Consider the following 24,165-nt stretch of genomic DNA (forward strand, 5'->3'; position numbering starts at 1 on the left):
ATATCATTCTGATTCAAGCAGACTTAATGGCTGCTGTGGAAACGATGGTTTAGACGGAATTAACAGAGTTTGTAAAAATAATCATGAAATTGGCACTGAAAAGTCGGACTGTTGGATGCCACATTTTATTTCATTGGACCCTAAATTAATTGAATATGTTAAGATAATAAAATAGTTTTTCACCCCTAGAAACAGTTACATTTATGGTAGTTGTTTTGTTTTTTTATATGAGAAGAAAAAATTTGAAAATAATTGTAACTTTTAACTACGTTCAAACGATTTATATATGTATAAAAAAGGGGGGAGATTGTGTTTAATAATGACAATACGGAAGATAAAATAGTAGAAATTTATAATCTTTATTATTTAGACGTATACCGATATCTAGTTTATTTTACAGGGAATCACAATGATACAGAAGATTTAACACAAGAAGTCTTCATTCGTGTACTCAAAAATCTTGCGGATACAAATAAGATTCATCACTTAAAATCTTGGATACTTTCTATTGCAAAACATGTAGCAATTGATCATTATCGAAAAAAACATTGGTTAGAATTGTTTAATGAAAAGATCTTAAGGAATGTTGTATCCAGTGACAATCAGCCAATAGACCTTTTAGAGTTAGATGAATTTAAAAAAGGTATACATGCTGGTATTGCTAAATTAAAACCTCATTTTAGGTCAGTTGTAATACTCAGAGCAATTAATGAATGCTCAATAAAGGAAACTGCTGAAATTCTACATTGTAGTGAATCAAAGGTTAAGGTTAATTATCACAGAGCATTAAAAGAACTAAAAAAAATATTAAATCCATTATCAATGGAGGTGTTAAGTAATGCAAGAGGACAGGGAGTTAACTAATTTAATTAAGGAAGCATCTTTACTTAATCCAAGGAAAGAATTTGTTTTAGAAACAGAAAATCTATTAAGAGAAAAAGCAAGAAAGCTAAGAAGAAGGAAGACATACAGTCGTTGGATTATTTCAGTAAGTGCTCTGTTTACTTGTATGTTTGTTTTCACTTATATAGCCACAAAAAGTGAGGAACCATCATTAAACTTATCTACTCATACCCCTAACAACAAGGAGAGTAATCTATCTTTATTTTCTAATTACAGTAAAGAACCACTTGTTTATATTTATCATACTCATAATGATGAATCCTTTATCCCCGCATTGAAATCATTGAATCCAAACGGACATTTTGAGCAGGAAAATAGCTACGACCAAAACATTAACATTACATTAGTTGGAGAAAGACTAAGCAAGGCTCTGAAAAAGAGGAATATTAATAATATTGTTGATACAACCAATAATATGGAATTAGTTGAACAACGTGGGTTGTCTAGAGCAGATGCTTATACAGTATCTAGAGACAAATTGGTAGAATCTTTAACTAGATATAAAAATATACAAATGGTTTTTGACATTCACAGAGATACAGCACTAGGTAGAAACACCACAACAGAAATAAACGGTAAAAGTTATTCGAAGCTTGTATTCGTTGTAAATCAGGAAGATGATAAATATGAGGCGAATATGGAATTTGCAAGAAAGTTTCATAAAAAAGTGCAAGAATTATATCCTGGACTTTCTCGGGGCGTATTTGATAAATCTCAAGAGATGGCAAGCGATTATAACCAAGATTTATTAAAACAGTCCGTTATTATTGAAGTAGGTGGGATAGAAAATTCATTAGAAGAAGAATACAATACAGTTGAAGCAATGGCTGAGGTTATTGAAATATTATTGACGGCAGAATAAAAGAATTTCTTTTTAATTTACTGCCTTTTGGCAGTTATTTTTTTATGTTTAAATAAACTTTGTGAATCATTACACTTAAACAAAACCAGCTAATAGTTTGTCAACATTTTTCAATAAAAACTCAAAATCTATCATGGTATACTAAAAATAAGTATGCCAAATAACCTTCCTGTATCCTCAGTTTGGAAGGTTTTTCATAGTCTTGATGGGTTTGGTTACTATGCTATATCTTGGAAAGTGGTTCTGTTCTTTAATAGGGCAAATATCCATTGTAAAAGTTTATTTGCACAAGCAATTACAGCTACTTTAAAAAGCTTACCTTCACTACGTTTCTTATCATAAAATTCTCTTAATCTCTTGTTTCTAGGGATTATTTCATCAGTAGTTTTCTTTTTACGTGAGTCTCGTATTCCAGATCTCACGGCCATGTATAGGGCATGTCTTAATCTGCTTGAGCCACGTTTAGTAATTCGAACTAGGGTCGCTTTAAACTTTCCGGATTCAAACACCTCGGGATCTATACCTGCAAATGCAACAAGTTGTTTTAGATTATCGAACCGATCTATTTCACCAATTTCGGAAATAATCGTGGCGGCGATTTTCTCTCCAATGCCAGGAATAGATTGGATTATATTATATTCTTCAATATCTTTTGCGAGAGTGTCTATCTCTGCTTCCAACTTTGATAGATGCTCTTTGTATTGAAGAAGCATGTTAATATACATATCCACGCTTAATAGATGGCTATGGTATAAGTTCTTTTGAAATGGATTACGAGCTGCCGCAGCTTTAAGAAGTTGGACTTTTTCAACAATCCATTTCTTAGATCCATTCTTATACAATTCTTTTAATCTAGTGGATAAAACATCTTCACTAGTTATTAAGATATCTTCTGATGAAGGATACTCTTTAAGAATAATTAAAGAAACTAGAGAATATAAGTCACCAAAGACTCCCCTATATTCAGGAAATACTTGATCTAGAACTGCTTGGAATTGTAACTTTGTTTGTACATACATATCGGTTATATTTGAGTGCTGCCTTGTGAGATTACGTAGATTTAAGAGTCTAATTCCTCGCTTTTTATAAGGTTCTAATTCTTCTTTATAGAAAAGTTCACATAGACGATAGGCATCAACTGCATCTGTTTTTACTTTACGTAAGCTAGAGCTTTTTGCCTTATGAGAAATTAGTGGATTAACAATAATTAATAAATAGTGACGCTCATCTAAATACTGAACAACTGGTTTATGATAATGTCCTGTAGATTCTAATACAACCGGAGGTTGTTGACCGGTTAACTCCTTAATTTCTTTAAGAAAATCTAGTAACTTCCCTAATCCTTCTAAATCATGCTTAATACTAAAATTTTTACCATAAGGTTTTCCTTTTTCTAAGAACCCTTGTACCTCACTTTCTCCTTTTGAAACATCCAGACCTACGACTGGATTCATACTAAATCTCCTCCTATACTTGCATATTTGCCGGTAACCCCTAATCCTTCTTATAGTGTCATAGCTTCGCTTGTTATACGAGATCATTGTCCCAACCAGCCTCAAACATGTTTCTATAAGTAGGGGGCGAACTGTTTAGTTGACGGGATCAAGTCCCACGGGGGCCTCCGTTCTACCCCGGCTACCGTAATCATATCTCGATATAAAAAATGGTCAACCAGAAATATTTTCTGGCTGACCTTATAATACGATCGGGGGCTTTAGTTAAACAAGACATGCCAATATAATATATTATTTAGTATAAATTACGCTTTTATTAACTGAAAAATAAACCTTATAGTGACAAATTACTTTGTATATATTTTTACTTTATAAATAAAATGCACAATATTTTGAAAACCCTTTCTAACGATGGGTATTTTTTATAAAATAAACATTAGAGATGTTATGAAAGGGGAATCTATATTACTCATGTGGAAAACTTTGAAGTGATTTGTTAATTGGATAAAGACAAATGTGATTCCTTCCTATTAAGTAAGGATATGTTTATTTGTCTACCAGTAATCATTCAAGGAATTCATATGGTGTGGATAATTAAATTCCCATTACCAAGACAGATACTTTTATATCTGTTTTTATTATGGGTAAAAAATACATCTCTAATGACACTATGATGGAAGTCCTTATTTGTGGAGGGATTATTATGACAAATGAGTACGAAAAGGAAGAAGTGTTAACGGGTGGTAATATTTCGGAAGTAAATCGCTTTGGAAATACAGTTCGACGAGATTTAAAGCCTGGTAGTGATAAAATTCATAAGTTATTAGTGCATCTTGAAAACAAGGGTTTTGGTTATGCTCCAAGGTTCTTAGGGATAGATGAAAAGAATAGAGAGATATTGACGTATATTGAAGGGGAAGCGGGTAATTATCCTCTGAAAAAATATATGTGGTCTGATGATGTATTAAAGGATATAGCGAATATGCTTCGTCTTTATCATGATGCTGTAAGTGATTTCTCTTTACTAAATGAATGGAAACCAATGGATAATACTCCCGACAAAACAGAAGTTATATGCCATAATGACTTTGCAGTGTACAATATAATTTTTTATGATGAAAAACCAGTTGGAATTATTGATTTTGATGTGGCAGCTCCCGGCCCAAGACTTTGGGATATAGCTTATACGCTTTACACCTGTGTTCCTTTAAGCAGACTTTGGCATACCGAGAAGGGTGAGGAAGTACATTATAATGCATCTAAAGATTCTGGTCGTATAAAACAAAGAGTTAAGTTTTTCTTTGAATGCTATGGTATGCAAACCTTGGAAAAAGACTTTCTAGATATGGTAATTTTACGAGTTGAAGGATTATGTAAATATATGATTAAAAGAGCTGGAGAAGGAGATGTTGCTTTTCAAAAGATGCTGGATGAAGGGCATCTTGAGCACTATCAAAAGGATATTCGATTTATTAACAAGCATGGAAAAGAGTGGATTTAAAATTAAGTGAAAATGGAATTAGTTTATTAAGGGATTGCATGAGCAATCCCTTAGCGTATTTATTGAGCTTGATTTTCTTTTATAAATGAACTGTTAAAAGTATTATATATTGTGAATCTTTAAAATTAAGCTATCGAGGACTTAGTTGAGTAAAAGAATCATTCTATATAGCCATAATTAGTCCACAATGCCCCTTGAGGTTTACCTTTTTCACCGAGCGAAGTCATGTACAAAAACAAAATTTCTAAGTTGAAGGATGTTAACTAATAGTGGTTAAATTTGTAAAATGTGAAACTTGCAATGTATATAAACGTATACAATATTAGAACAAACTTTAAGGGTGGCATAAATATGTTAGAAATGATTGGCGGTTTATTTGAAGGAGTAATTTTAGCGGTACCATCAGTGGATAATAAAAAAATTAACACGAAATTCAAGTTGCTTCGAAAAGAAGAATGGTACAGTAATTTACTTTTTCGTTATGGTACGTTAATACAAATGAATAATTCTTTACGACATTTTATAGGGGAAAATGATATAGAAAGTATCATAAATGACTCTGGAAAATTAAAAAAATTCCAGGCTGATTTAGTAAAGATAATAGTGGATGAGAAACTGTGACAAAAGCATATTGTCTTTCACATTATAAAAAGGGTGATCTAAGTGGGTTCTTTGTTGTTTACTATTTTAATAATGTTAATAGCTTTATACTGTTTAATCTTCTTATTAGAAAAAGGAATAAATAAATTATTCGGTGTAAAAAAGAAACAGGTTTCGGAGACTTCTGGTAAAAAGGTAGATCAATGGGGAAGAAGGATTATTTTAATGCTCTTTTTATGTACTATTCCAATCTACTCATTTTATACCATAAGTGAAACCACTTTTATTAAATGGTATTGGATATTTTATTTGACTGCCTTATTGGGTTTCCAGTCTATGATGGAATGGAAATATCTGAAAAATTCCAAACAGTATCTTACTACTCTGATTTTATTAGTATTGGGCATCCTTTTTCTTTATAATCTCGATTATTTTATACGATTACTTGGCTAAACTTAATTATTTGAAAAGAGTGTGTATCCACTTACTAAAGGATCATAATCAGATAATACTTCAATTACTTCATCACGAGTAATATAAACATGATGCTCTAATTTTGGATGTGATGTGCTATTGAATAGGGGATTTTGATTGTCGAACCAATTAATGTATTCGGAGTTTTCCATTTTAAAAAAATACGCTTTTCCATTTTCTATCAAACCTGATTCATCAACCTCTAAGTTATAAATGCCAAATCTTCCTATCTCTGTTGTATATCTAAAGGACCAAACATAGTATTCCATAGGTCCATTTAATTGGTTATAGATAATTTCGGTAATATTGTCGTCATAATCTTCCAGTATTATTTTGAAATAGTCATCATGTTTATTTATACCCCTAAAAAGAATATTTGCAGGATGATCAGAGTTGAGGTTTGTTTGAGGCTGCCATATTTTTAGACTCTCAATGTGCATATTTCCCACTCCTTATGATTCATATCTATCTTTATCACACGCTTTCCTCTTGGTTGCTGAATAACTTGGTGTTGGCTGTGTATACTTTTCCCTCCGCTACTTATATAACTATTTAACAGTTTAATTGTTTATTCGTTAGTGTACCTGAAATATTAATATTATTTAAAGGATGGTAAAAACAATTTTGTTAAGTAATACACTTGACAGGGGCTTAGTGGAAATAACATAAAAGAGTTTATCCTTAATTAAAAATCTATTAGCTTTGTTAAATGTAAACTTAACAACTTATATTTTTAATTGTTTTACCGCTGAAATGGTCCAATAAAAAGTCGCTTCCTCTTATATGAGGGATTGCGACTTTTTTTTTATTGGTTTGTCTATTACACTTTTTGCTTTCAAGTTCCTTTTGTGAATTTTGAGAATGTTATTGACTATTCAGTTGAACTGTATTAAAATTTTGTTAAGTTGAACTATACAGTTGAGTTGAATAGAGGTTTTAAATATGAAACATAAATTATTACCATTGTCTGAAACCATGCATTATATCTTATTAGCTCTTCGTGAGCCGCTTCACGGCTATGCTGTAATGCAGAAGATAGAAATAATGAGTAAAGGTACGGTTATATTGGCTGCGGGCACATTATATGGTGCAATAGAAAATTTGAATAAGCATGGATGGATTGAACCGGTTGGAGAGGAGGGACGTAGAAAAGTTTATCTTATAACTGCGGAAGGAAGCTCTATACTGCAATTGGAACAAAATAGGTTATTGCATATTTTATCCTTGTACGAAGGAAGTGGATCGAATGAAGAAATTTAAGGTCTTTTTTGATATGGAGAAAGAGGAGCAATGGCTGAACAGGCAATTACAAAAAGGCTATCGATGTACAAATATTAGTGGATTAGGGATTTATACTTTTGAAAAAACCGACAAGAGATATGTGATGCGACTGGATTATCAAGATTATTTATCAAAGAATAAGTTTAAAGAATACAAAGGGATCTATGAAGACTTCGGATGGAATTATATAAATGGTTCAGGGCTTGGTGGAATTAAATATTGGCAAAAAGAAGATGATAATCAAAATGAAATCTTTTCAGATCGCCAATCAAAGCGAAATTATTATAAACGGTTGATGGGGTATTCATCTGGTTTAGGTTTAATGTTATTGTTTATTTCTTATATGCTTTACAAAGATTCCGGTTTGTATTTAACCGAAGGTCTTTGGGATATGAATGGGGCATTATTTTGGAAAGCGTTATTGTTCGAAACTCCATTTGCCCTTTTGAGGTCGCTTCCTGCCATAATGGTTGTTTTCTTCGCTAGCAGTTACTATAAGGCTTACCGCAAGTATTCCATATTAAAAGAATAATTAATAATCATGTATCTACAACAGTCGGCTCTTTTTATAAAAAAGAATCTTTTTGAATTACAAATACATTTTAGGGATTGAGAAGTATCGTGTTTTTCTTAATGAAACAGTGGCAAAATCACCGATGAAATGCCTAATCCACTTGGAGGTACAGCCACTCGCAAAACTTTTTTTAAGAAAAAAACGAATAAAATATAAAAAAGTTGTTGACGAAATAAGTGTATTTTATATATAATAAATCTTGTCGCTAAAACAGCTGAAAAAATAGCTGCAAAGATACTACAGTATTAATTACATAAAGGCCCATTGGTCAAGCGGTTAAGACACCGCCCTTTCACGGCGGTAACACGGGTTCGAATCCCGTATGGGTCACCAATATATCGGAGGATTAGCTCAGCTGGGAGAGCATCTGCCTTACAAGCAGAGGGTCGGCGGTTCGATCCCGTCATCCTCCACCATATATGCCGATGTAGCTCAATTGGTAGAGCAACTGACTTGTAATCAGTAGGTTGGGGGTTCAAGTCCTCTCGTCGGCACCATCTTTCTAAAAGATGAGTCATTAGCTCAGTTGGTAGAGCATCTGACTTTTAATCAGAGGGTCGCAGGTTCGAATCCTGCATGACTCACCATTTAATTTCATACACGAGCGGAAGTAGTTCAGTGGTAGAACATCACCTTGCCAAGGTGGGGGTCGCGGGTTCGAACCCCGTCTTCCGCTCCAATATAAAAACAATGCCGGGGTGGCGGAACTGGCAGACGCACAGGACTTAAAATCCTGCGGTAGGTGACTACCGTACCGGTTCGATTCCGGTCCTCGGCACCATTGTTTTTTCAATTATTTAGCGCCCGTAGCTCAATTGGATAGAGCGTCTGACTACGGATCAGAAGGTTATGGGTTCGACTCCTTTCGGGCGCGCCAAATAAACGGGAAGTAGCTCAGCTTGGTAGAGCACTTGGTTTGGGACCAAGGGGTCGCAGGTTCGAATCCTGTCTTCCCGACCATTAATACTTGTAAAAATTGGGGCCTTAGCTCAGCTGGGAGAGCGCCTGCCTTGCACGCAGGAGGTCAGCGGTTCGATCCCGCTAGGCTCCACCAATTTGGAGGAATACCCAAGTCCGGCTGAAGGGATCGGTCTTGAAAACCGACAGGCGGGTCATACCGCGCAGGGGTTCGAATCCCCTTTCCTCCTCCATATAACTTAATATGAATATTATTATCGCGGGGTGGAGCAGTCTGGTAGCTCGTCGGGCTCATAACCCGAAGGTCGCAGGTTCAAATCCTGTCCCCGCAATCTGGTCCGGTAGTTCAGCTGGTTAGAATGCCTGCCTGTCACGCAGGAGGTCGCGGGTTCGAGTCCCGTCCGGACCGCCATTTATTATAGGAGTATAGTTTAAAGGTAGAACAGAGGTCTCCAAAACCTCCGGTGTGGGTTCAATTCCTACTACTCCTGCCAATAATATAATCTTCAATGCGGGTGTAGTTTAATGGTAAAACCTCAGCCTTCCAAGCTGATGTCGTGAGTTCGATTCTCATCACCCGCTCCAAAATAATATGGGCCTATAGCTCAGCTGGTTAGAGCGCACGCCTGATAAGCGTGAGGTCGATGGTTCGAGTCCATTTAGGCCCATCCTTTATAATACATACTTTTTTTGTTCCGCAGTAGCTCAGTGGTAGAGCAATCGGCTGTTAACCGATCGGTCGTAGGTTCGAGTCCTACCTGCGGAGCCATTTTTTTATTCTGATTAAAAAGCTGAATATTCAGTCAACTTTAGCGAAATTTGATAACACCTCGGCTTTTAGAAGGTAATATGTAACGAACATCATCAACTTAGGAAGAGGTGATTGTAGTTATTTATCAAGTATTAAGCAGGTATAGTGTTGAGTTATCATATGCTAAGATCAGTCTTTTTTTTATTGATATGTCTCCATAAGATATTCATCTCCTTCATCTATTCATTCCCAACTGTCTGCGTCCAAAATATAGATTTGTCAGTAGCTATCCACATGAAAGAAGAAATTAAATTAATAGTATTTCTATTCCTATTCCTATTCCTCTAGTTACAGTAAACACTTAGTGCAGCTGTTGTAATTGAAAGCTTCCTGTAAATGAGGTTATTTGACATAAAGGTAGCTAAAGTAAAAGATTAATAATATAAATTTAACCTATTTCATCGCTTGAGATTAGCTTCATCTAAGCTGCATATTTAAGTTTAATAGCGATTAATATATCACGAAGGAGTCTAACGTTGCAAAAATTCATTATAGTAATATCATTTTCTCTATGTGTTTTATTTGCAATAAACTATGGCGATACCACTGCTAAAGCTGATAAGCCAATGATACTTGGATACACATTAGGAAGCGGTGATTCTGATAAGTCATTAACTGCCTTTAACAAATATTTTAATACAATTGCTACAGATACATTTTCTTTTGATGAAGATGGTTATCTGATTGGGGAAGCACCGAAAGAACAACTTTCATATGCAAAAAAGAAAAACATAAACACATATGCGGTTATTTCCAACTTTGGGGAACAAGATTTTGATGCCGACTTAGCACATCAAGTGATGACAGATAAATTAGTTAAAAACCGCTTTATTAAACAAGTAGCGAAGGTTGCAGAAGAGAATGGCTATACAGGTGTTAATATAGATTTAGAAGCAGTTTATCCAGAAGATCGCATACCTTTATCAAGCTTGATAAAGGACATATCCGCTGTTTTGCATGATAACCAAATAAAATTAATGGTATCAGTACCTGCAAAAACTAATGATGATAAAGATAATGCATGGACTTGGCCGTATGATTATGAAAAAATCGGTAACTATGCTGATTATATACAGGTTATGACTTACGATGAACATGGGTCATGGGGAAGTCCTGGTTCTTTAGTTAGTATGAAGTGGCTTGAAAATACATTATCTTATTCCATCAACAATATAAAAGCGAGCAAGGTGTTAATGGGGATACCGGCTTATGGTTATGACTGGAATTTGACGGATGCTAGCAAGAATAGAATTGTGCAGTGGGACGAAATACAGACGTTAACAAAGAATGATAAAATAAAGCCGACCTATAATAAAAAGACAGAATCTGTAATGTTCAATTATAGGGATAAAAACAAGCAAGAGCATGTTGTTTGGTATGAAAATGAAACAGCAATTGAAAAGAAAACAAAACTAGTAAAAAAGTATAAGCTCGGTGGTGTCAGTGTTTATGCACTCGGCAATGAAACTAAAGCCTTTTGGGGAGCAATTCAGAAGGGTGTAAAATAAGTGATAATATTTTATTACTATAGCAAAAAATGCTTTCCATTAAATTTATGGAAAGCATTTTTTATTTTATCCTTAGTGGAAAATCTCATTAGCAGCTTGATAATAATTGCTGCTTAAAACCATGCTTTAGCAAGCAGCTTAACTCCCTCTTGAATCCTTTTCTCATCAAGTCCAGCAAATCCTAATAAAACCTGAGGATGTTTTTGAGTTGGTAGCTGTTCAAAGAAGGTGCTGACAGGATACACTAAAACGCCATTTTGTTTAGCTGCTTCAATGAGTTGTTGTTCAGACATGTTATTTCGTGGCTCAAGCACTATATGTAATCCGGCCCCTGATCCCATTATTCTGACTTGATTGTCCATGCTTGTTTTAATTGAGGCAATTAAGGCGGTATGTCTTTTTTTATAGACATTTCTTACTTTATTTAAGTGCCTTGACCATTGTTCGTTTTCCATAAACAGCTTTAACGTATATTGATGCTGTCTTGATACAGTTTGTTTATAACCAATATATTTTTTATGGTATTTAGCTAACAAAGGTTTCGGGAGCACCATATAACTAAAATCCAATGATGGAATCAATGATTTAGCAAATGTCCCCATATAGATAACTTTTTCATATTGATCAAGGCTTTGCAGGGCAGGAATCGGTTTTCCTTCATACCTGAATTCACTGTCGTAATCATCCTCAATAATAAAGCCGTCTGTATCCTTTGCCCATTGAATTAATTCTAATCTTCTTTGGAGTGGCATAACAATTCCAAGGGGAAATTGATGGGCAGGTGTGACAAAAACAGCTCTTACCTCACTTGAGGTTAATGCCTTTATATCGACTCCATAATTATCAAGAGGAATAGGTTGGACAGCTTTACCATATTCTTTTAAAACAATGCGGACTCTATTGTATCCAGGGTCTTCAATTCCATAAGTATATTCTTTGCCGATTATTTTACAAAGCATACTCATAAGATATTGAGTGCCTGCTCCGATAATAATTTGTTGTTCTGAACACTTAACGCCCCTTGATTCAAAAAGGTATTTTGTTATTTGCTTGCGAAGATCCAGATCTCCTTGTGGGTCGCCATATAATAAAAGCTGTCCTTGCTCAGCAAAAATACTTTTCATTGTTAATTGACTCCATAATTTAAATGGAAAATGTTTTAAGTCTATTTCTCCATATTTAAAATCATAAAAAATCTCTGGTGATTCGTTTTCTGCCTTATAACAGTTGTTATGCAGGGTGTCAGCATTTATTGCACTTTTGTTTTTGTCTAAATATAGTTCATGCTTAATATCTTCCACAAATAAACCTTTTCTTTCTTCACTTCTTATATACCCTTCAGCCAGAAGCTGCTGATAGGCGGCATTAACAGTGTTTCTGCTTAGGTTTAAATGCGCTGCTAATTTCCTTTGAGAAGGTAGTTTACTATGTGGTGGAATAGTATCTGATTGTATTTCATTTTTAAGATAACGATAAAGTTGCGTATAAACGGGATCTGCTTTTTTTGAATCTAAAATCGGCGTTATTTCGAACAAATTTCTGACCTCCATCGCACTGGTACCTAAATAATTTTAAAATCTGGCTCTTTTAAAGGTTCCAGATTTATAACTATAATTAGTTTACAATGCAAAACAGCAAAACAAAAGGTTAATAAGTACATAAATAACAATAGGAGGCACTTAGGATGAAAACTGGTACTGACAGAGTGAAACGTGGGATGGCTGAAATGCAAAAAGGCGGCGTTATTATGGACGTTATTAACGCAGAGCAAGCAAAAATTGCTGAAGAGGCAGGAGCAGTCGCGGTAATGGCCCTTGAAAGAGTGCCGTCTGACATTCGTGCAGCAGGTGGAGTAGCGAGAATGGCTGACCCAACTATTGTCGAAGAAGTAATGAATGCAGTTACGATTCCTGTTATGGCGAAAGCACGTATTGGTCATATTGTGGAAGCAAGAGTGCTTGAAGCGATGGGTGTTGATTTTATCGATGAAAGTGAAGTTTTAACTCCTGCAGATGAAGAATATCATCTTAATAAAAATGAATATACAGTGCCTTTTGTTTGTGGCTGTCGAGATTTAGGGGAAGCTGCAAGACGTATCGGAGAAGGTGCTTCTATGCTTCGTACAAAAGGAGAGCCGGGTACAGGTAATATTGTCGAGGCGGTTCGTCATATAAGAAAGGTAAATGCTCAAGTTCGTAAAATTGTACATATGGAGGAAGATGAACTAATGACAGAGGCGAAGTTACTTGGCGCTTCTTATGAGCTGTTATTAGAAATTAAAAAACTAGGACGCTTGCCAGTAGTTAACTTTGCAGCCGGCGGTGTAGCAACACCAGCAGATGCAGCATTAATGATGCAACTCGGTGCAGATGGAGTTTTTGTTGGTTCAGGTATTTTTAAATCAGATAATCCGGCTAAATTTGCAAAGGCAATTGTGGAAGCAACGACTCATTACCAAGACTATCAACTCATTGCTGAAATATCCAAGAATTTAGGTAGTGCAATGAAAGGGATTGAAATCGCTAGTTTAACTCCAGATCAACGCATGCAAGAACGCGGATGGTAAGTGGAAATATGTCTGCTGTTAAAGTTGGTGTGCTTGGATTACAAGGTGCTGTTAGAGAACATATTCGTGCCTTAGAAGCATGTGGAGCAGAAGCTGTGGTTGTGAAGAACAAGGAACAATTGCTTGAGGTGGATGGGTTAATTATTCCTGGTGGAGAAAGCACTACAATAAGACGGCTTATAGATAAATATGAATTTATGGAGTCCCTTAGAGAATTTGCAGCATCAGGTAAACCAATGTTTGGAACGTGTGCAGGTTTGATTCTCCTTGCAAAGTCTATTGAAGGATATAAAGAGCCGCATATTGGTGTTATGGATATTCATGTTGAACGTAATTCATTTGGAAGACAGAAAGAGAGCTTTGAAGCTACTATTGACATAGTCGGTATAGCTGAACAATTCCCAGCTGTATTTATTCGTGCACCACATATCGTAAGTGCAGGGGAAGATGTAGAAATATTGGCAAAACATAACGGTCGGATTGTTGTAGCGAAAGATGGGCAATTCTTGGGATGTTCTTTTCATCCAGAATTAACAGACGAAACACGGTTTACTGAGTATTTTATAAATATGGTTAAAATAGCGAAAGTTCATTAAAAAAGCTAAAACGATCAGTTTTACATAAAGAAACCACCCGTACCAACGGGTGGTTTACCTCAAACAGCTTTATCGTTCTTTTTATCCTTCTTAACCCAAAAATCGGCATTTTTAATGCCTAGAGGTTCAGGATTAAAAACAGGGTCTAAACCTTGTTTTTTCTGTCTTTCATAATCTTTGAGTGCGATGATGGCTGGTTTAGCAAGTATAACGATAGCAATCATGTTAAGCCATACCATTAAACCTAACCCAACATCTCCAAGAGCCCAAGCAAGACTCGCTGTTTTTACAGTCCCATAAAAGGTAGTAGCCAGTATAACCAGTTTCAGCAAGTCAGAAAATAAACGATTATTTTTATTGCGAAGCAGATAAGTCAGGTTTGTTTCTGCAATATAATAGTAGGCCATGATTGTCGTGAAAGCGAATAAGAATAGAGCGATTGCTACAAACCCGGAGCCAAACCCCGGGATGATGCTGTCAATTGCAGCTTGGGTAAACCCTGGACCTGGCTCAACGCCTTCCACATTATTGACAATCATTGTTCCATTTGGTGATTCTGTATTATACATTCCTGTAAACAAAATCATAAATGCAGTAGCCGAGCATACAAGTAATGTGTCGATATAAACAGAGAATGCCTGTACAAGCCCTTGTTTGACAGGATGAGACACTTCTGCAGCTGCAGAAGGATGTGGTCCAGTTCCCTGTCCTGCTTCATTCGAGTAAATACCCCGTTTAACACCCCATGCAATTGCCATTCCCATCATTCCGCCAAATGTAGCTTCCAAATTAAAAGCACTTTTAAAGATTAGTGCAAAAACACTTGGCAGCTCTTGAATGTTAAGTACAACAATGATGATGGATAATAGGATATACCCTAGCGCCATGATTGGAACGACTACTTGTGCTACATTTGCTATCCGTTTGACACCGCCAAAAATGATAAACCCAAGCAACAAGACTACCAAAATTCCTGTGATATATGTTGGCAGATTAAAGGCGTTTTTCATACCTGCTGCGATTGAGTTTGACTGAACCCCAGGCATTAGTATTGCCATAGAAATGATTGCTGCTCCTGCAAAGAGAAAGGCAAACCACTTAGAGCCAATTCCCTTTTCAATATAGTAGGCAGGTCCCCCTCTATATTGGCCCTCGTGTTTTACTTTATAAATTTGTGCAAGTGTTGATTCGATAAATGCGGTGGAAGCTCCAATAAAGGCCATAAACCACATCCAGAATACTGCGCCAGGTCCACCGAATGCAATTGCCGTAGCAACTCCAGCAATGTTACCTGTCCCGACTCTTCCAGATAACGCGATCGAAAGTGCTTGAAAGGAGGAGACACCAGCATCTGAACTTTTCCCTTGGAACATTAGGACGATCATTTCCTTCACATGTCTGATTTGTAGGAATTTAGATATAAATGTAAAAACAAGTCCGACTATTAATACAATATAAATGACTGGAGTACTCCATAATATCCCATTCAAAAAGGTTACTATTTCTTCCATATTCTACACCCCTCTGTATATAATTTTTAAAATTCTGAATTATATTATATTTCACAAAATGATATAAAACAATAAAAATTATTGCCCTATTGCTAAAGTTAAGAACTTTTTATTCTCTTTTTGTAAAGAACAATAAAGAAATGATAGAAAAAATGAATGATAGGAAGATCTTTAATAGTAAAAAAGGATAAACAACCTACTATTGTATGGTATTGGAAGATTGCAGACAGTATTTGCTCTGTGAAATGAAAAATATTTCTAATGTTCCATACATTCGCAGCAAAGGGATAGCGACAGTAGTTTATTTTCACTTCTGCTTATTAGCACTAAAAACACTAATTATTATCTTGCTCTACGGAATACTGGTTGGACATTAAAATAAGAAAAAACTGCAGCGTCAGGTGAAAAAGGTCTGAACAAAACAGAATAAGCATAAAAATTTAATCATGAGGAGAAGGGGACATAAGAAGGTGAAACCTGAATTACAACCGAACAAATATGGTTCATATTAAGATTGTTCCTTTTTATGTTTTCTATTGCAGGTTTTAGTTCACAAATTAGGGGTAAAAAAGATTTGTACTTGAACGGAGTTTAGTTTTACGTTAAAATGGTGCAGATAACAATTAGTTAAATGATAATGTGAGTAAAATTTGGAGGAGCCTGTCACTAGGGGATAACTATGCCCTAATGACAGGCTTTTTTTATTTTCATTTATAAAGCCTTCGATGCTCTAACGTATTCTCTAGGTTGAAATGCTTCGATTTTGTTTTGAAAAACCTTTTCCAGCTCATTATTAATTGGGATTATTTCTTCCATTGCTTTATTATGTTCGATGAGAGAAAATGCTCGTTTTTCCCTTTGGTCCAAATGCCATAAACTTAGGAATAACAAGCCAAATAAAGAAAGGGAAATACAAACTTTTATTTTCATTAAGGCAACACCACCTGTACTAGGTTAGCTAAATTTTCGGTAATTTATACAAATTACCAACTAAATGAATTTAATATAAGTGTATTTCACATATTTGGTAAGTCTGGGGAAGACACTACTAATAGTTAGAAAAAACATTATGAAGTTTTATAAACAAAAAAATTAAAATTAGTTATTACAGTAGATATTTATTAGGGGGGATAACTATGTCATTACTTCATTTAGCAATAATTTCACCATTCTTATTTGCTATATTTGTACCTATCGTTTTTAAGTATGTTAGGCAAGTGCATACAGGCTGGTTTGTTCTTACATTGCCAGTGCTGTTGTTTATTTATTTCTTTTCCTTTATTTCAATCACCTCTGCCGAAGAAACTGTTACCAAAACTGTTTCGTGGATTCCGTCTCTTGGAATCGACTTTACGGCTAAGGTTGATGGATTAGCTTTATTATTTGCGCTTTTAATTACAGGGATTGGCTCGTTAGTTGTTCTTTATTCTGTTTATTATTTACAGAAGGATAAGGAACAATTAAACAATTTTTATGTATATTTGCTGTTGTTCATGGGAGCAATGCTTGGTGTTGTTCTTTCAGATAACTTAATTGTTCTATATACATTTTGGGAATTCACTAGCTTTTCATCCTTTTTATTAATTGGCTATTGGTACAAACGCGAAAAGTCACGGTATGGTGCCCAAAAATCAATGCTGATTACGGTTTTTGGCGGTCTTTCCATGCTAGGAGGGATTATTCTTCTTTATTTAATGACCGGAACCTTCAGCATTTCCGAAATCATTCAGCAAACGAATGAAATCATGACACATCACTTATTTATACCAGCAATGCTTTGTATTTTACTTGGCGCCTTAACAAAATCAGCTCAATTTCCATTTCATATATGGCTACCAGATGCAATGGAAGCTCCAACCCCTGTCAGTGCTTATCTTCATTCAGCAACAATGGTTAAAGCAGGAATTTATTTAGTCGCGAGAATGAGTCCAGTATTTGCTGAAACTGCTCTTTGGGTCTGGTTAGTAGCAGGGTTTGGGATCGTAACAATGATTTGGGGCTCCTTTTCAGCTGTAAAACAAACAGATTTAAAAGGCATCCTTGCCTTTTCAACCATTAGTCAACTTGGGATGATTATGACATTACTTGGTATCGGAGGAGCTGCCTTACACTTCGATTCTATTAATGATAGTTATTATATGGTTGCTACCGTAGCGGCAGTTTTCCATCTCATTAATCATGCAACTTTTAAAGGTGCTCTTTTTATGGTCGCTGGCATTGTCGATCATGAAACTGGCACTAGAGATATTCGGAAGCTTGGTGGATTAATGCCTCTCATGCCAATTACCTTTACTGTTGCGATAATTGGAACATTTTCAATGGCAGGTCTTCCGCCATTTAATGGTTTTTTAAGTAAGGAAATGTTTTTTACGGCAATGGTACGTGTTCTTAGCATGGATATTTTCAATATGGAGACAATCGGCATTCTGTTTCCTGTGATTGCATGGATTGCCAGTGTGTTTACTTTTGTTTATAGCATGATTATCGTTTTTAAGACGTTCACTGGTAAGCTTCAGCCTGAAAAACTCAAAAAAAAGCCGCATGAGGCGCCAATCGGTATGTTAATTTCACCAATTGTTTTGGCTTCACTTGTTGTTGCGTTTGGATTTTTTCCTAACGTTTTAGCCAATACGATTATTGCCCCAGCCGTTGCAGCTATTATGCCTGGTTTTACAGTGGAAGTTCATATATCATTTTGGCATGGCTTTAATCCAGAGCTTTTTATGACTTTTGGAGTGATTGCGATAGGATTCATATTGTATAAGACTTATCCAAAATGGAGAGAGGTTTATAAGGTTTTTCCTGAGAAGCTGTCACTAAACCATCTTTATGATGAGGCGTTAACTAGTACAGAAAAAACTTCTCGCCAGATAACCAATAGTATTTTAACAGGAAATTCTAGAACGTATCTACTCTATTTATTTATCTTTTTTATTATCATGTTAGGCTCCACTTTATTTATAAAGGATGCCTTTACGTTTGATACAAGTAATATCTCAAGCATCCATATTGCGGAGGTCATCCTCGCAGTTGGAATATGCATTGTAGCGATAAGTATTCTGTTCGTTAAATCACGTTTAACTTCTATTATATTATTGGGAGCTGTTGGCTACTCGGTGTCGTTATTCTTTGTTATATACAGAGCACCTGATTTGGCATTAACTCAGCTTGTTATTGAAACCATTTCTGTTGCGTTATTTTTACTGTGTTTTTATCACTTGCCTAAGTTAAAAAAGCGAGAAGAACGAATTTCCTTTAAATTAACAAATGCCCTTATTTCTGTTGGTGTCGGAGCGATTGTCATCCTAATAGGTTTATCGGCACACAGTAATAAGCTATTTGAATCAATTTCACACTATTATATCGACAACACATATAAAGAGGCAGCAGGAAAAAATATGGTTAACGTCATCTTGGTTGATTTCCGTGGACTTGATACTATGTTTGAAATTACGGTCCTTGCTATAGCTGCAATTGGGATATTTGGATTAATCAAGCTTCGCCAACAGGGAGGGAAGAAAACTGAAAACAAATGATGTCATCTTACAAACGACAACAAAAATTGTCTTATTTATTATCCTTATTTTCTCTGTGTTTATTTTCTTCACCGGTCATTACACGCCAGGAGGAGGCTTTATAGGTGGGCTCTTAACATCTGGTGCAATAGTGTTATTACTATTGGCTTTTGACTTAAAGACAGTTAAGAAGATATTGCCATTTAATTATATGTACATGATTGCAACAGGTCTCATATTTGCGATTGGAACGGGAGCGGGGGCAATGGTTTTCAACGTTCCCTTCCTAACTCATGCGTATACTCATGTTAATATGCCGATCTTAGGAGAACTTTCGCTCCATACAGCTACAATATTTGACCTAGGTGTGTTCTTAGTAGTAGTTGGAGTCACAATGACTATTATTCAAACGATTGGAGGAGATGAATAATGGAAATAATCATGATCTTTGTTATTGGGATATTGTTTATGTGTGCAACCTATTTAATGCTTTCCAAAAGCTTGCTGCGGATTATTGTCGGGACTGGGTTATTAAGTCATGGAGCCCATTTGCTTATTTTAACAATGGGAGGCTTGAAAAAAGGAGCTGCACCATTGCTGGGGGAAAATGCAGAATCATATACAGATCCGATTCCACAAGCATTAATATTAACAGCGATTGTCATTAGTTTTGGGGTGACAGCCTTTTTCTTAGTTTTAGCCTATCGTGCCTACCAAGAGCTTGGCACTGACAATATGGAAAAATTGAGAGGAATGGATGGCAATGATTAATTTTTTACTTTTACCAATATTAATTCCGTTAATAACTGGAGTTATTCTTATTTTCTTTTCCAAAAAAATTATTGCCCAAAGGTGGATTTCCGCCATATCCTCGATTTCTACTATTGTTGTTTCTGCCATTTTAGTCCAAAAGATCAGACAGGATGGCATTCAAACATTGAATGTTTCTAGCTGGGAGGCTCCATTTGGGATTACGCTTGTATCTGACATGCTATCAGCATTGCTTGTGCTTACTACTAGTATTGTTGCATGTACTACTCTCATTTACTCTTTCCGGAGCATTGGGAAAGAGCGCGAGAGGTTTTATTTCTACCCATGTTTTAACTTTCTTATTGTTGGTGTTAATGGAGCATTTACAACAGGGGACATATTCAATCTTTTTGTATTCTTTGAAGTAATGCTGATGGCATCTTATGCACTTATCGTACTTGGAGGCACAAAAATACAGCTACGTGAATCTATTAAATATCTTCTTGTGAATATTATTTCTTCCGCATTATTTGTCATAACAGTTGCGTATTTATATTCAGTTGTCGGTACACTTAACATGGCACATATATCAGAAAGAATTAGTGAAGTGGGACAGCCCGGAATTATAACAGTCATTGCGATTTTATTTTTAGTTGTATTTGGTTTAAAAGGAGCGGTTTTCCCGTTATCCTTCTGGCTTCCAGGGTCTTACAATGCTCCGCCAATTCCCGTAATGGCTCTATTCGGTGCATTACTGACAAAGGTTGGGGTGTACTCCATTATGAGAACGTACACGCTGTTTTTTTATCATGATACAGGCTATACTAGCAAAATATTAGCGACGTTAGCTATATTGAGTATTATCTTTGGTTTGATTGGCGCACTTGCTTTTGCAGACATCAAAAAAATTATTATCTACAATATAATCGTTGCTGTGGGAGTTATTCTTTTCGGCATTTCGGCGATGACTACAGATTCGCTAACAGGTTCGGTGTTTTATTTAATCCACGATATGCTTATAAAAACGACTCTGTTTCTTTTAGTAGGTATTATTATAAGTATTACTCGCACGAGTAAATTAAAGGAGATTAGCGGATTAATTAAAAAATATCCTGGGTTAGCATGGACGTTTTTCTTAAGTGCACTGTCTCTTGCAGGAATTCCACCTCTAAGCGGTTTTATCGGCAAGCTGTTAATTGTTAAAGGTGGTTTTGAAGCAGGGAATTACCTTGGTGCAGCAGTTGTATTAATCTCTAGTCTTCTTATATTACTCTCCATAATGAAAATCTTTATAAATGGATTTTGGGGTACTCCTCGTTCCTATGAAGGGGAGGGGAAGGCACCGGTGAAAACGTTAATGATTGCACCAATAATCCTAATTAGTATCTCTATTCTTTTGGGGCTTTGTGCGGAAGCCGTTTATCCGTATATCTCACAGGCGGCTGAGACATTGGTACAACCAGAAATTTATATTGATGCAGTCTTAAAGGAGTGATACGCGTGGCTTTTCAAATTTTATTAAATGTGTTTCTTGGTTTTATGTGGATGGTAATGACGGTATCATTTGAACCAGTGGCGTTTCTGAAAGGATATCTATTCGGTTTGCTGATCATCTATATTTTCAGGAATTTCTTTTCTGCTCGGTTTTACCTATTAAGGATCGTTGCTGTACTAAAGCTGGCCTACATTTTTATTAGAGAATTAATTGGCTCAAACATAGCCGTTGTGAAAACAGTCTTAAAGCCAAAATTAAATATGCAGCCAGGAATTTTTGCCTACCCGACAATTTTAGAGAAGGATTGGGAAATAACGCTTCTGGCTAATCTAATCACCTTGACACCTGGTACACTTGTGATTGAGGTATCTCCAGATAATAAAATATTATATGTTCATGCTATAGATATTAATGATGCACAGGAATCCATCGACTCCATTAAAGGTACATTTGAGAAAGCAATTTTGGAGGTGGGCAGGTAATGTTTCAGACGTTTATGTATATGGCAATCCTGTTAATCGTAGTTGCGATGATAGGATTTACCTACAGAGCAATTAAAGGGCCAACAACTCCTGATAGAGTCGTTGCATTAGATGCTATCGGTATTTGTTTAGCGGGCTTGACTGCTTTAATATCGATTGTCCTTAACACAAGTGCTTTTCTTGAAGTGATTTTAGTAATCGGCATCCTCGCGTTCATTGGAACGGTAGCTTTTTCTAAATTTTTAGAGAAGGGAGAGGTGATTGAAAATGACCGAGATAGTTAAGGGGATTGTTGGCTTGTTAATAGCAATTGGAGTTCTGCTGCATTTAGTGGCTGCTTTAGGTGTCATCCGACTTCCAGATGTTTATACGAGAAATCACGCAGCATCTAAAGCAGCAACGCTTGGAATAATGCTCATTCTTCTGGCTACTTTTTTATATTTTTATTTTATAAATGGTCAGTTTAATTCAAGAATTTTACTAGGGATTGCTTTCTTCTTTCTAACTTCACCTGTTGCAGGCCATCTTATCGGCAGAGCAGCTTACAATTCAGGCGTGGAACTATGGGATAAAAGTGTCCGCGATGATTTAAAAAGTAGTAGAAGCAGCAAAGAAAGTAATTGATGATAAAGAGCGTAAAAATTGCTGTTAAAAAACCTTCCGTATTTTACAAATTAACGGAAGGTTTTCTTGTTATCACTATTTATCTAGTAGGTTGTATGCTTCCTCAACGGAATCAACAAAAATTCCAGGGAAATTAATTTTTGTAACGCAATTTTCAACCTGTATTCTGGAAGCAGGAGAGGCAGGACTTATAATGATCAGCGTTTTAAAATTAGCCATCCAATACAGCTTCAAAACGAAGATGATATCATCCACCACAGCACTTGGCACTTCCTCTTGTCCGCGGCCATCTATAATTAATGTATATCTTGAAGGATTAATACTATTAACGACAGTCTGAAATTCACTTAAATAAATTTTCGCGTCTGCCTCTTTAAAAAAACCGTCTACTTTCACAAAGAAAATGCTCTTTTCTTTATCCAATTCAAAGGAATATAGCTTCCTCATTTCTTGTTCCCCCAAAGCGTAAAAAATAACTGCTGCCTTCATAATACATAAAATGACTTAATTCGACAATCCTAAAATTTATCTTAGTTTATAAGAATTACCGTAATCTACTAATGGGCTAGAATAAATTAATAAAAGTTACCTTCATACGAATATATGGTCAAAATAGGCGGTGATACAACTCACTAATTAGAGAGCCTTAAATGGAACTAAACCCTTCACCAAATACATCTCTTACATCATGAATCGTAATAAAAGCCTCATTATCTATGTGCTTAATAATCTTCTTTAATTTAATGATTTCTTGATTATTAATAACTATATACAAAACTTCTTTATTCTCTTTCGTATAATAACCGTGTCCTGATATAACTGTTATTCCGCGCTCCATTCTTGTGCTGACCTCAAAAGCAATTTCCTTTGAATAGGCAGAAATAATTGTAACGGCTTTTTGGCGATTAGCTCCTTCGAGTATGAATTCCATCGTTTTCGTTCCGACATATAACATAACGATTGTAAGCATAACTCCTTCTATGCCAATAATAAAATAAGACAAGAACACGACAATTAAATCTAAAATAAGTAAACTATAGCTTACACTCCAGCCTAGGTATTTATGAATGATTTTCGCTAGTATGGTAGAACCAGCCGTAGTTCCTCCCACTCTTATGATTAAACCAAGACCAACTCCAGTTAACACACCACCAAATAAAGCATGTACAATAACCTCTTCAGATGGAATAGACCATGATTCTGTTAAATGTAAAAACAAGGAATTAAAACAAACAGCAATAATGGTATAAATCGCTGTTTGTTTGCTTAAGAATTTTAATCCCACCACTATTAAAACAGCATTTAACAGGAAACTAACGATACTTGGAGACCATTTGAATAAATAATAACTAATAATCGTAAGCCCGGTAACTCCACCTTCACCTAAATCATTGGGAATAACAAATACATTGACCGCAATAGCAAAAAGAAGCGATCCTAACGCAAGTAGTAGTATATCAACAGTGTATTTCTTCATGTTGTTTCTCCTTATCTAATCTCATATGTATAATAAAATGTTGCAATACTAAAGTATACCAGACGCAGTAAGGAGAAATAATCTTTTTTGAAAAAATATTCTAGTATTATGATATGAAATTGTTTTTAGGAGAAATTGCTTGGGTCCGATATGATGGTTTTTCTATTTTTATTTCTGTACAACAGTGGCAGCCTAGCATGAAAGCATATTTTTTTGAAACAATTCTCTGAAAAATTTCGTATTAAGTAATAGAGTTAGAAATA

The 24,165-nt window shown here is 35.5% G+C and carries 24 protein-coding genes and 16 tRNA genes; 33 read left to right on the top strand and 7 right to left on the bottom strand.

The window, feature by feature from the left end; all coding sequences use genetic code 11:
- The first annotated feature begins 309 nt into the window (after window positions 1-309).
- Both CEQ21_RS02615 and CEQ21_RS02620 read left to right on the top strand, forming a co-directional pair.
- On the top strand, window positions 310-864 hold the full coding sequence (locus CEQ21_RS02615; protein ID WP_185763121.1) for an RNA polymerase sigma factor: 555 nt from the start codon (window positions 310-312) through the stop codon (window positions 862-864).
- A complete protein-coding gene (locus CEQ21_RS02620) occupies window positions 839-1,765 on the top strand; it encodes a stage II sporulation protein P (protein WP_185763122.1) in 927 nt (308 codons plus the stop codon). Before CEQ21_RS02615 ends, CEQ21_RS02620 begins: the two co-directional genes overlap by 26 nt.
- Window positions 1,766-1,983: 218 nt before the next feature.
- Here the strand turns inward: CEQ21_RS02620 and CEQ21_RS02625 are convergent, their stop codons facing one another.
- Entirely contained in the window at window positions 1,984-3,219 is a 1,236-nt protein-coding gene (locus CEQ21_RS02625; protein ID WP_185763123.1) for an IS110 family RNA-guided transposase, read from the bottom strand.
- A gap of 703 nt (window positions 3,220-3,922) precedes the next feature.
- Between CEQ21_RS02625 and CEQ21_RS02630 the strand changes: the two genes are divergently transcribed.
- From CEQ21_RS02630 to CEQ21_RS02640, 3 genes are all read left to right on the top strand, one after another.
- Window positions 3,923-4,720 carry a phosphotransferase gene (locus tag CEQ21_RS02630; RefSeq protein ID WP_185763124.1) on the top strand — a complete coding sequence of 266 codons (798 nt, stop codon included), beginning with the start codon at window positions 3,923-3,925 and terminating at the stop codon, window positions 4,718-4,720.
- 351 nt (window positions 4,721-5,071) lie between these two features.
- A complete protein-coding gene (locus CEQ21_RS02635) occupies window positions 5,072-5,341 on the top strand; it encodes a hypothetical protein (protein ID WP_185763125.1) in 270 nt (89 codons plus the stop codon).
- A gap of 72 nt (window positions 5,342-5,413) precedes the next feature.
- Window positions 5,414-5,773: a DUF4181 domain-containing protein gene (locus CEQ21_RS02640; RefSeq protein ID WP_185764064.1), complete on the top strand. Its 360-nt coding sequence runs from the start codon at window positions 5,414-5,416 to the stop codon at window positions 5,771-5,773.
- Window positions 5,774-5,775: 2 nt separating this feature from the next.
- Here CEQ21_RS02640 and CEQ21_RS02645 read toward each other — a convergent pair whose 3' ends face one another.
- Window positions 5,776-6,234 (bottom strand): hypothetical protein, encoded by a 459-nt coding sequence (locus CEQ21_RS02645; RefSeq protein WP_185763126.1) that lies wholly within the window; start codon window positions 6,232-6,234, stop codon window positions 5,776-5,778.
- 502 nt (window positions 6,235-6,736) lie between these two features.
- Between CEQ21_RS02645 and CEQ21_RS02650 the strand changes: the two genes are divergently transcribed.
- The 19 genes from CEQ21_RS02650 (at window position 6,737) to CEQ21_RS02740 (ending at window position 10,886) form a co-directional block, all read left to right on the top strand.
- Window positions 6,737-7,054 (top strand): PadR family transcriptional regulator, encoded by a 318-nt coding sequence (locus tag CEQ21_RS02650; RefSeq protein WP_185763127.1) that lies wholly within the window; start codon window positions 6,737-6,739, stop codon window positions 7,052-7,054.
- Window positions 7,041-7,607, top strand: coding sequence for a DUF2812 domain-containing protein (locus CEQ21_RS02655; RefSeq protein WP_185763128.1), 567 nt, complete (start codon window positions 7,041-7,043; stop codon window positions 7,605-7,607). The genes CEQ21_RS02650 and CEQ21_RS02655 overlap by 14 nt, the downstream gene beginning before the upstream one ends.
- 300 nt (window positions 7,608-7,907) lie before the next feature.
- A tRNA-Glu gene (locus CEQ21_RS02660) sits at window positions 7,908-7,982 on the top strand.
- A 7-nt stretch (window positions 7,983-7,989) separates the two neighbouring features.
- A tRNA-Val gene (locus CEQ21_RS02665) sits at window positions 7,990-8,065 on the top strand.
- A gap of 5 nt (window positions 8,066-8,070) precedes the next feature.
- A tRNA-Thr gene (locus tag CEQ21_RS02670) sits at window positions 8,071-8,146 on the top strand.
- 14 nt (window positions 8,147-8,160) lie between these two features.
- Window positions 8,161-8,236, top strand: a tRNA-Lys gene (locus tag CEQ21_RS02675).
- 17 nt (window positions 8,237-8,253) lie between these two features.
- Window positions 8,254-8,328: transfer RNA gene (locus CEQ21_RS02680), tRNA-Gly, on the top strand.
- A gap of 13 nt (window positions 8,329-8,341) precedes the next feature.
- A tRNA-Leu gene (locus CEQ21_RS02685) sits at window positions 8,342-8,430 on the top strand.
- Window positions 8,431-8,449: 19 nt separating this feature from the next.
- Window positions 8,450-8,526, top strand: a tRNA-Arg gene (locus CEQ21_RS02690).
- A gap of 6 nt (window positions 8,527-8,532) precedes the next feature.
- Window positions 8,533-8,609 (top strand) — tRNA-Pro (locus CEQ21_RS02695).
- 18 nt (window positions 8,610-8,627) lie between these two features.
- Window positions 8,628-8,703 (top strand) — tRNA-Ala (locus CEQ21_RS02700).
- 4 nt (window positions 8,704-8,707) lie between these two features.
- Window positions 8,708-8,800, top strand: a tRNA-Ser gene (locus CEQ21_RS02705).
- A 25-nt stretch (window positions 8,801-8,825) separates the two neighbouring features.
- Window positions 8,826-8,899, top strand: a tRNA-Met gene (locus tag CEQ21_RS02710).
- Between the two features lie 3 nt (window positions 8,900-8,902).
- Window positions 8,903-8,979: transfer RNA gene (locus CEQ21_RS02715), tRNA-Asp, on the top strand.
- Window positions 8,980-8,987: 8 nt separating this feature from the next.
- Window positions 8,988-9,061 (top strand) — tRNA-Trp (locus CEQ21_RS02720).
- Window positions 9,062-9,078: 17 nt separating this feature from the next.
- Window positions 9,079-9,152: transfer RNA gene (locus CEQ21_RS02725), tRNA-Gly, on the top strand.
- Window positions 9,153-9,161: 9 nt separating this feature from the next.
- Window positions 9,162-9,235, top strand: a tRNA-Ile gene (locus CEQ21_RS02730).
- Window positions 9,236-9,261: 26 nt separating this feature from the next.
- Window positions 9,262-9,336 (top strand) — tRNA-Asn (locus CEQ21_RS02735).
- A gap of 518 nt (window positions 9,337-9,854) precedes the next feature.
- The gene (locus tag CEQ21_RS02740; protein WP_185763129.1) at window positions 9,855-10,886 is read left to right on the top strand and encodes a glycosyl hydrolase family 18 protein; all 1,032 of its coding nucleotides are present in this window, start codon (window positions 9,855-9,857) and stop codon (window positions 10,884-10,886) included.
- A 113-nt stretch (window positions 10,887-10,999) separates the two neighbouring features.
- Here the strand turns inward: CEQ21_RS02740 and CEQ21_RS02745 are convergent, their stop codons facing one another.
- Complete coding sequence (locus CEQ21_RS02745; RefSeq protein ID WP_185763130.1) at window positions 11,000-12,421, bottom strand: MocR-like pyridoxine biosynthesis transcription factor PdxR; 1,422 nt, start codon at window positions 12,419-12,421, stop codon at window positions 11,000-11,002.
- A gap of 149 nt (window positions 12,422-12,570) precedes the next feature.
- Here CEQ21_RS02745 and pdxS point away from each other — a divergent pair, with 149 nt between their 5' ends.
- Complete coding sequence (pdxS, locus tag CEQ21_RS02750) at window positions 12,571-13,452, top strand: pyridoxal 5'-phosphate synthase lyase subunit PdxS (protein ID WP_185763131.1); 882 nt, start codon at window positions 12,571-12,573, stop codon at window positions 13,450-13,452.
- 8 nt (window positions 13,453-13,460) lie between these two features.
- Entirely contained in the window at window positions 13,461-14,048 is a 588-nt protein-coding gene (gene pdxT / locus CEQ21_RS02755; protein WP_185763132.1) for a pyridoxal 5'-phosphate synthase glutaminase subunit PdxT, read from the top strand.
- Between the two features lie 59 nt (window positions 14,049-14,107).
- Here pdxT and CEQ21_RS02760 read toward each other — a convergent pair whose 3' ends face one another.
- Window positions 14,108-15,559, bottom strand: coding sequence for an alanine/glycine:cation symporter family protein (locus tag CEQ21_RS02760; protein ID WP_185763133.1), 1,452 nt, complete (start codon window positions 15,557-15,559; stop codon window positions 14,108-14,110).
- Window positions 15,560-16,270: 711 nt separating this feature from the next.
- On the bottom strand, window positions 16,271-16,489 hold the full coding sequence (locus tag CEQ21_RS02765; RefSeq protein ID WP_185763134.1) for a hypothetical protein: 219 nt from the start codon (window positions 16,487-16,489) through the stop codon (window positions 16,271-16,273).
- A 206-nt stretch (window positions 16,490-16,695) separates the two neighbouring features.
- Here CEQ21_RS02765 and CEQ21_RS02770 point away from each other — a divergent pair, with 206 nt between their 5' ends.
- The 7 genes from CEQ21_RS02770 to mnhG are packed head-to-tail and all read left to right on the top strand — an operon-like array spanning window position 16,696 to window position 22,425.
- Window positions 16,696-19,095 carry a Na+/H+ antiporter subunit A gene (locus CEQ21_RS02770; RefSeq protein ID WP_185763135.1) on the top strand — a complete coding sequence of 800 codons (2,400 nt, stop codon included), beginning with the start codon at window positions 16,696-16,698 and terminating at the stop codon, window positions 19,093-19,095.
- Window positions 19,082-19,504 (top strand): Na(+)/H(+) antiporter subunit B, encoded by a 423-nt coding sequence (locus CEQ21_RS02775; protein WP_185764065.1) that lies wholly within the window; start codon window positions 19,082-19,084, stop codon window positions 19,502-19,504. Before CEQ21_RS02770 ends, CEQ21_RS02775 begins: the two co-directional genes overlap by 14 nt.
- Window positions 19,504-19,845: a Na(+)/H(+) antiporter subunit C gene (locus CEQ21_RS02780; protein ID WP_185763136.1), complete on the top strand. Its 342-nt coding sequence runs from the start codon at window positions 19,504-19,506 to the stop codon at window positions 19,843-19,845. Before CEQ21_RS02775 ends, CEQ21_RS02780 begins: the two co-directional genes overlap by 1 nt.
- Window positions 19,838-21,319 (top strand): Na+/H+ antiporter subunit D, encoded by a 1,482-nt coding sequence (locus tag CEQ21_RS02785; RefSeq protein WP_185764066.1) that lies wholly within the window; start codon window positions 19,838-19,840, stop codon window positions 21,317-21,319. Before CEQ21_RS02780 ends, CEQ21_RS02785 begins: the two co-directional genes overlap by 8 nt.
- Before the next feature lie 5 nt (window positions 21,320-21,324).
- Window positions 21,325-21,801, top strand: a complete 477-nt coding sequence (locus tag CEQ21_RS02790; protein ID WP_185763137.1) for a Na+/H+ antiporter subunit E — start codon at window positions 21,325-21,327, stop codon at window positions 21,799-21,801.
- Window positions 21,802-21,815: 14 nt separating this feature from the next.
- Window positions 21,816-22,085 carry a Na(+)/H(+) antiporter subunit F1 gene (locus tag CEQ21_RS02795; RefSeq protein ID WP_419181582.1) on the top strand — a complete coding sequence of 90 codons (270 nt, stop codon included), beginning with the start codon at window positions 21,816-21,818 and terminating at the stop codon, window positions 22,083-22,085.
- Window positions 22,069-22,425, top strand: coding sequence for a monovalent cation/H(+) antiporter subunit G (gene mnhG, locus CEQ21_RS02800; protein ID WP_185763139.1), 357 nt, complete (start codon window positions 22,069-22,071; stop codon window positions 22,423-22,425). Before CEQ21_RS02795 ends, mnhG begins: the two co-directional genes overlap by 17 nt.
- Window positions 22,426-22,500: 75 nt before the next feature.
- Here mnhG and CEQ21_RS02805 read toward each other — a convergent pair whose 3' ends face one another.
- Both CEQ21_RS02805 and CEQ21_RS02810 read right to left on the bottom strand, forming a co-directional pair.
- Window positions 22,501-22,872 carry a hypothetical protein gene (locus tag CEQ21_RS02805; RefSeq protein ID WP_185763140.1) on the bottom strand — a complete coding sequence of 124 codons (372 nt, stop codon included), beginning with the start codon at window positions 22,870-22,872 and terminating at the stop codon, window positions 22,501-22,503.
- 199 nt (window positions 22,873-23,071) lie between these two features.
- Window positions 23,072-23,902 (bottom strand): YitT family protein, encoded by an 831-nt coding sequence (locus tag CEQ21_RS02810; protein WP_185763141.1) that lies wholly within the window; start codon window positions 23,900-23,902, stop codon window positions 23,072-23,074.
- Window positions 23,903-24,165 lie beyond the last annotated feature (263 nt).

It is taken from the genome of Niallia circulans (assembly GCF_007273535.1).
Classification (GTDB): domain Bacteria; phylum Bacillota; class Bacilli; order Bacillales; family Cytobacillaceae; genus Niallia; species Niallia circulans_B.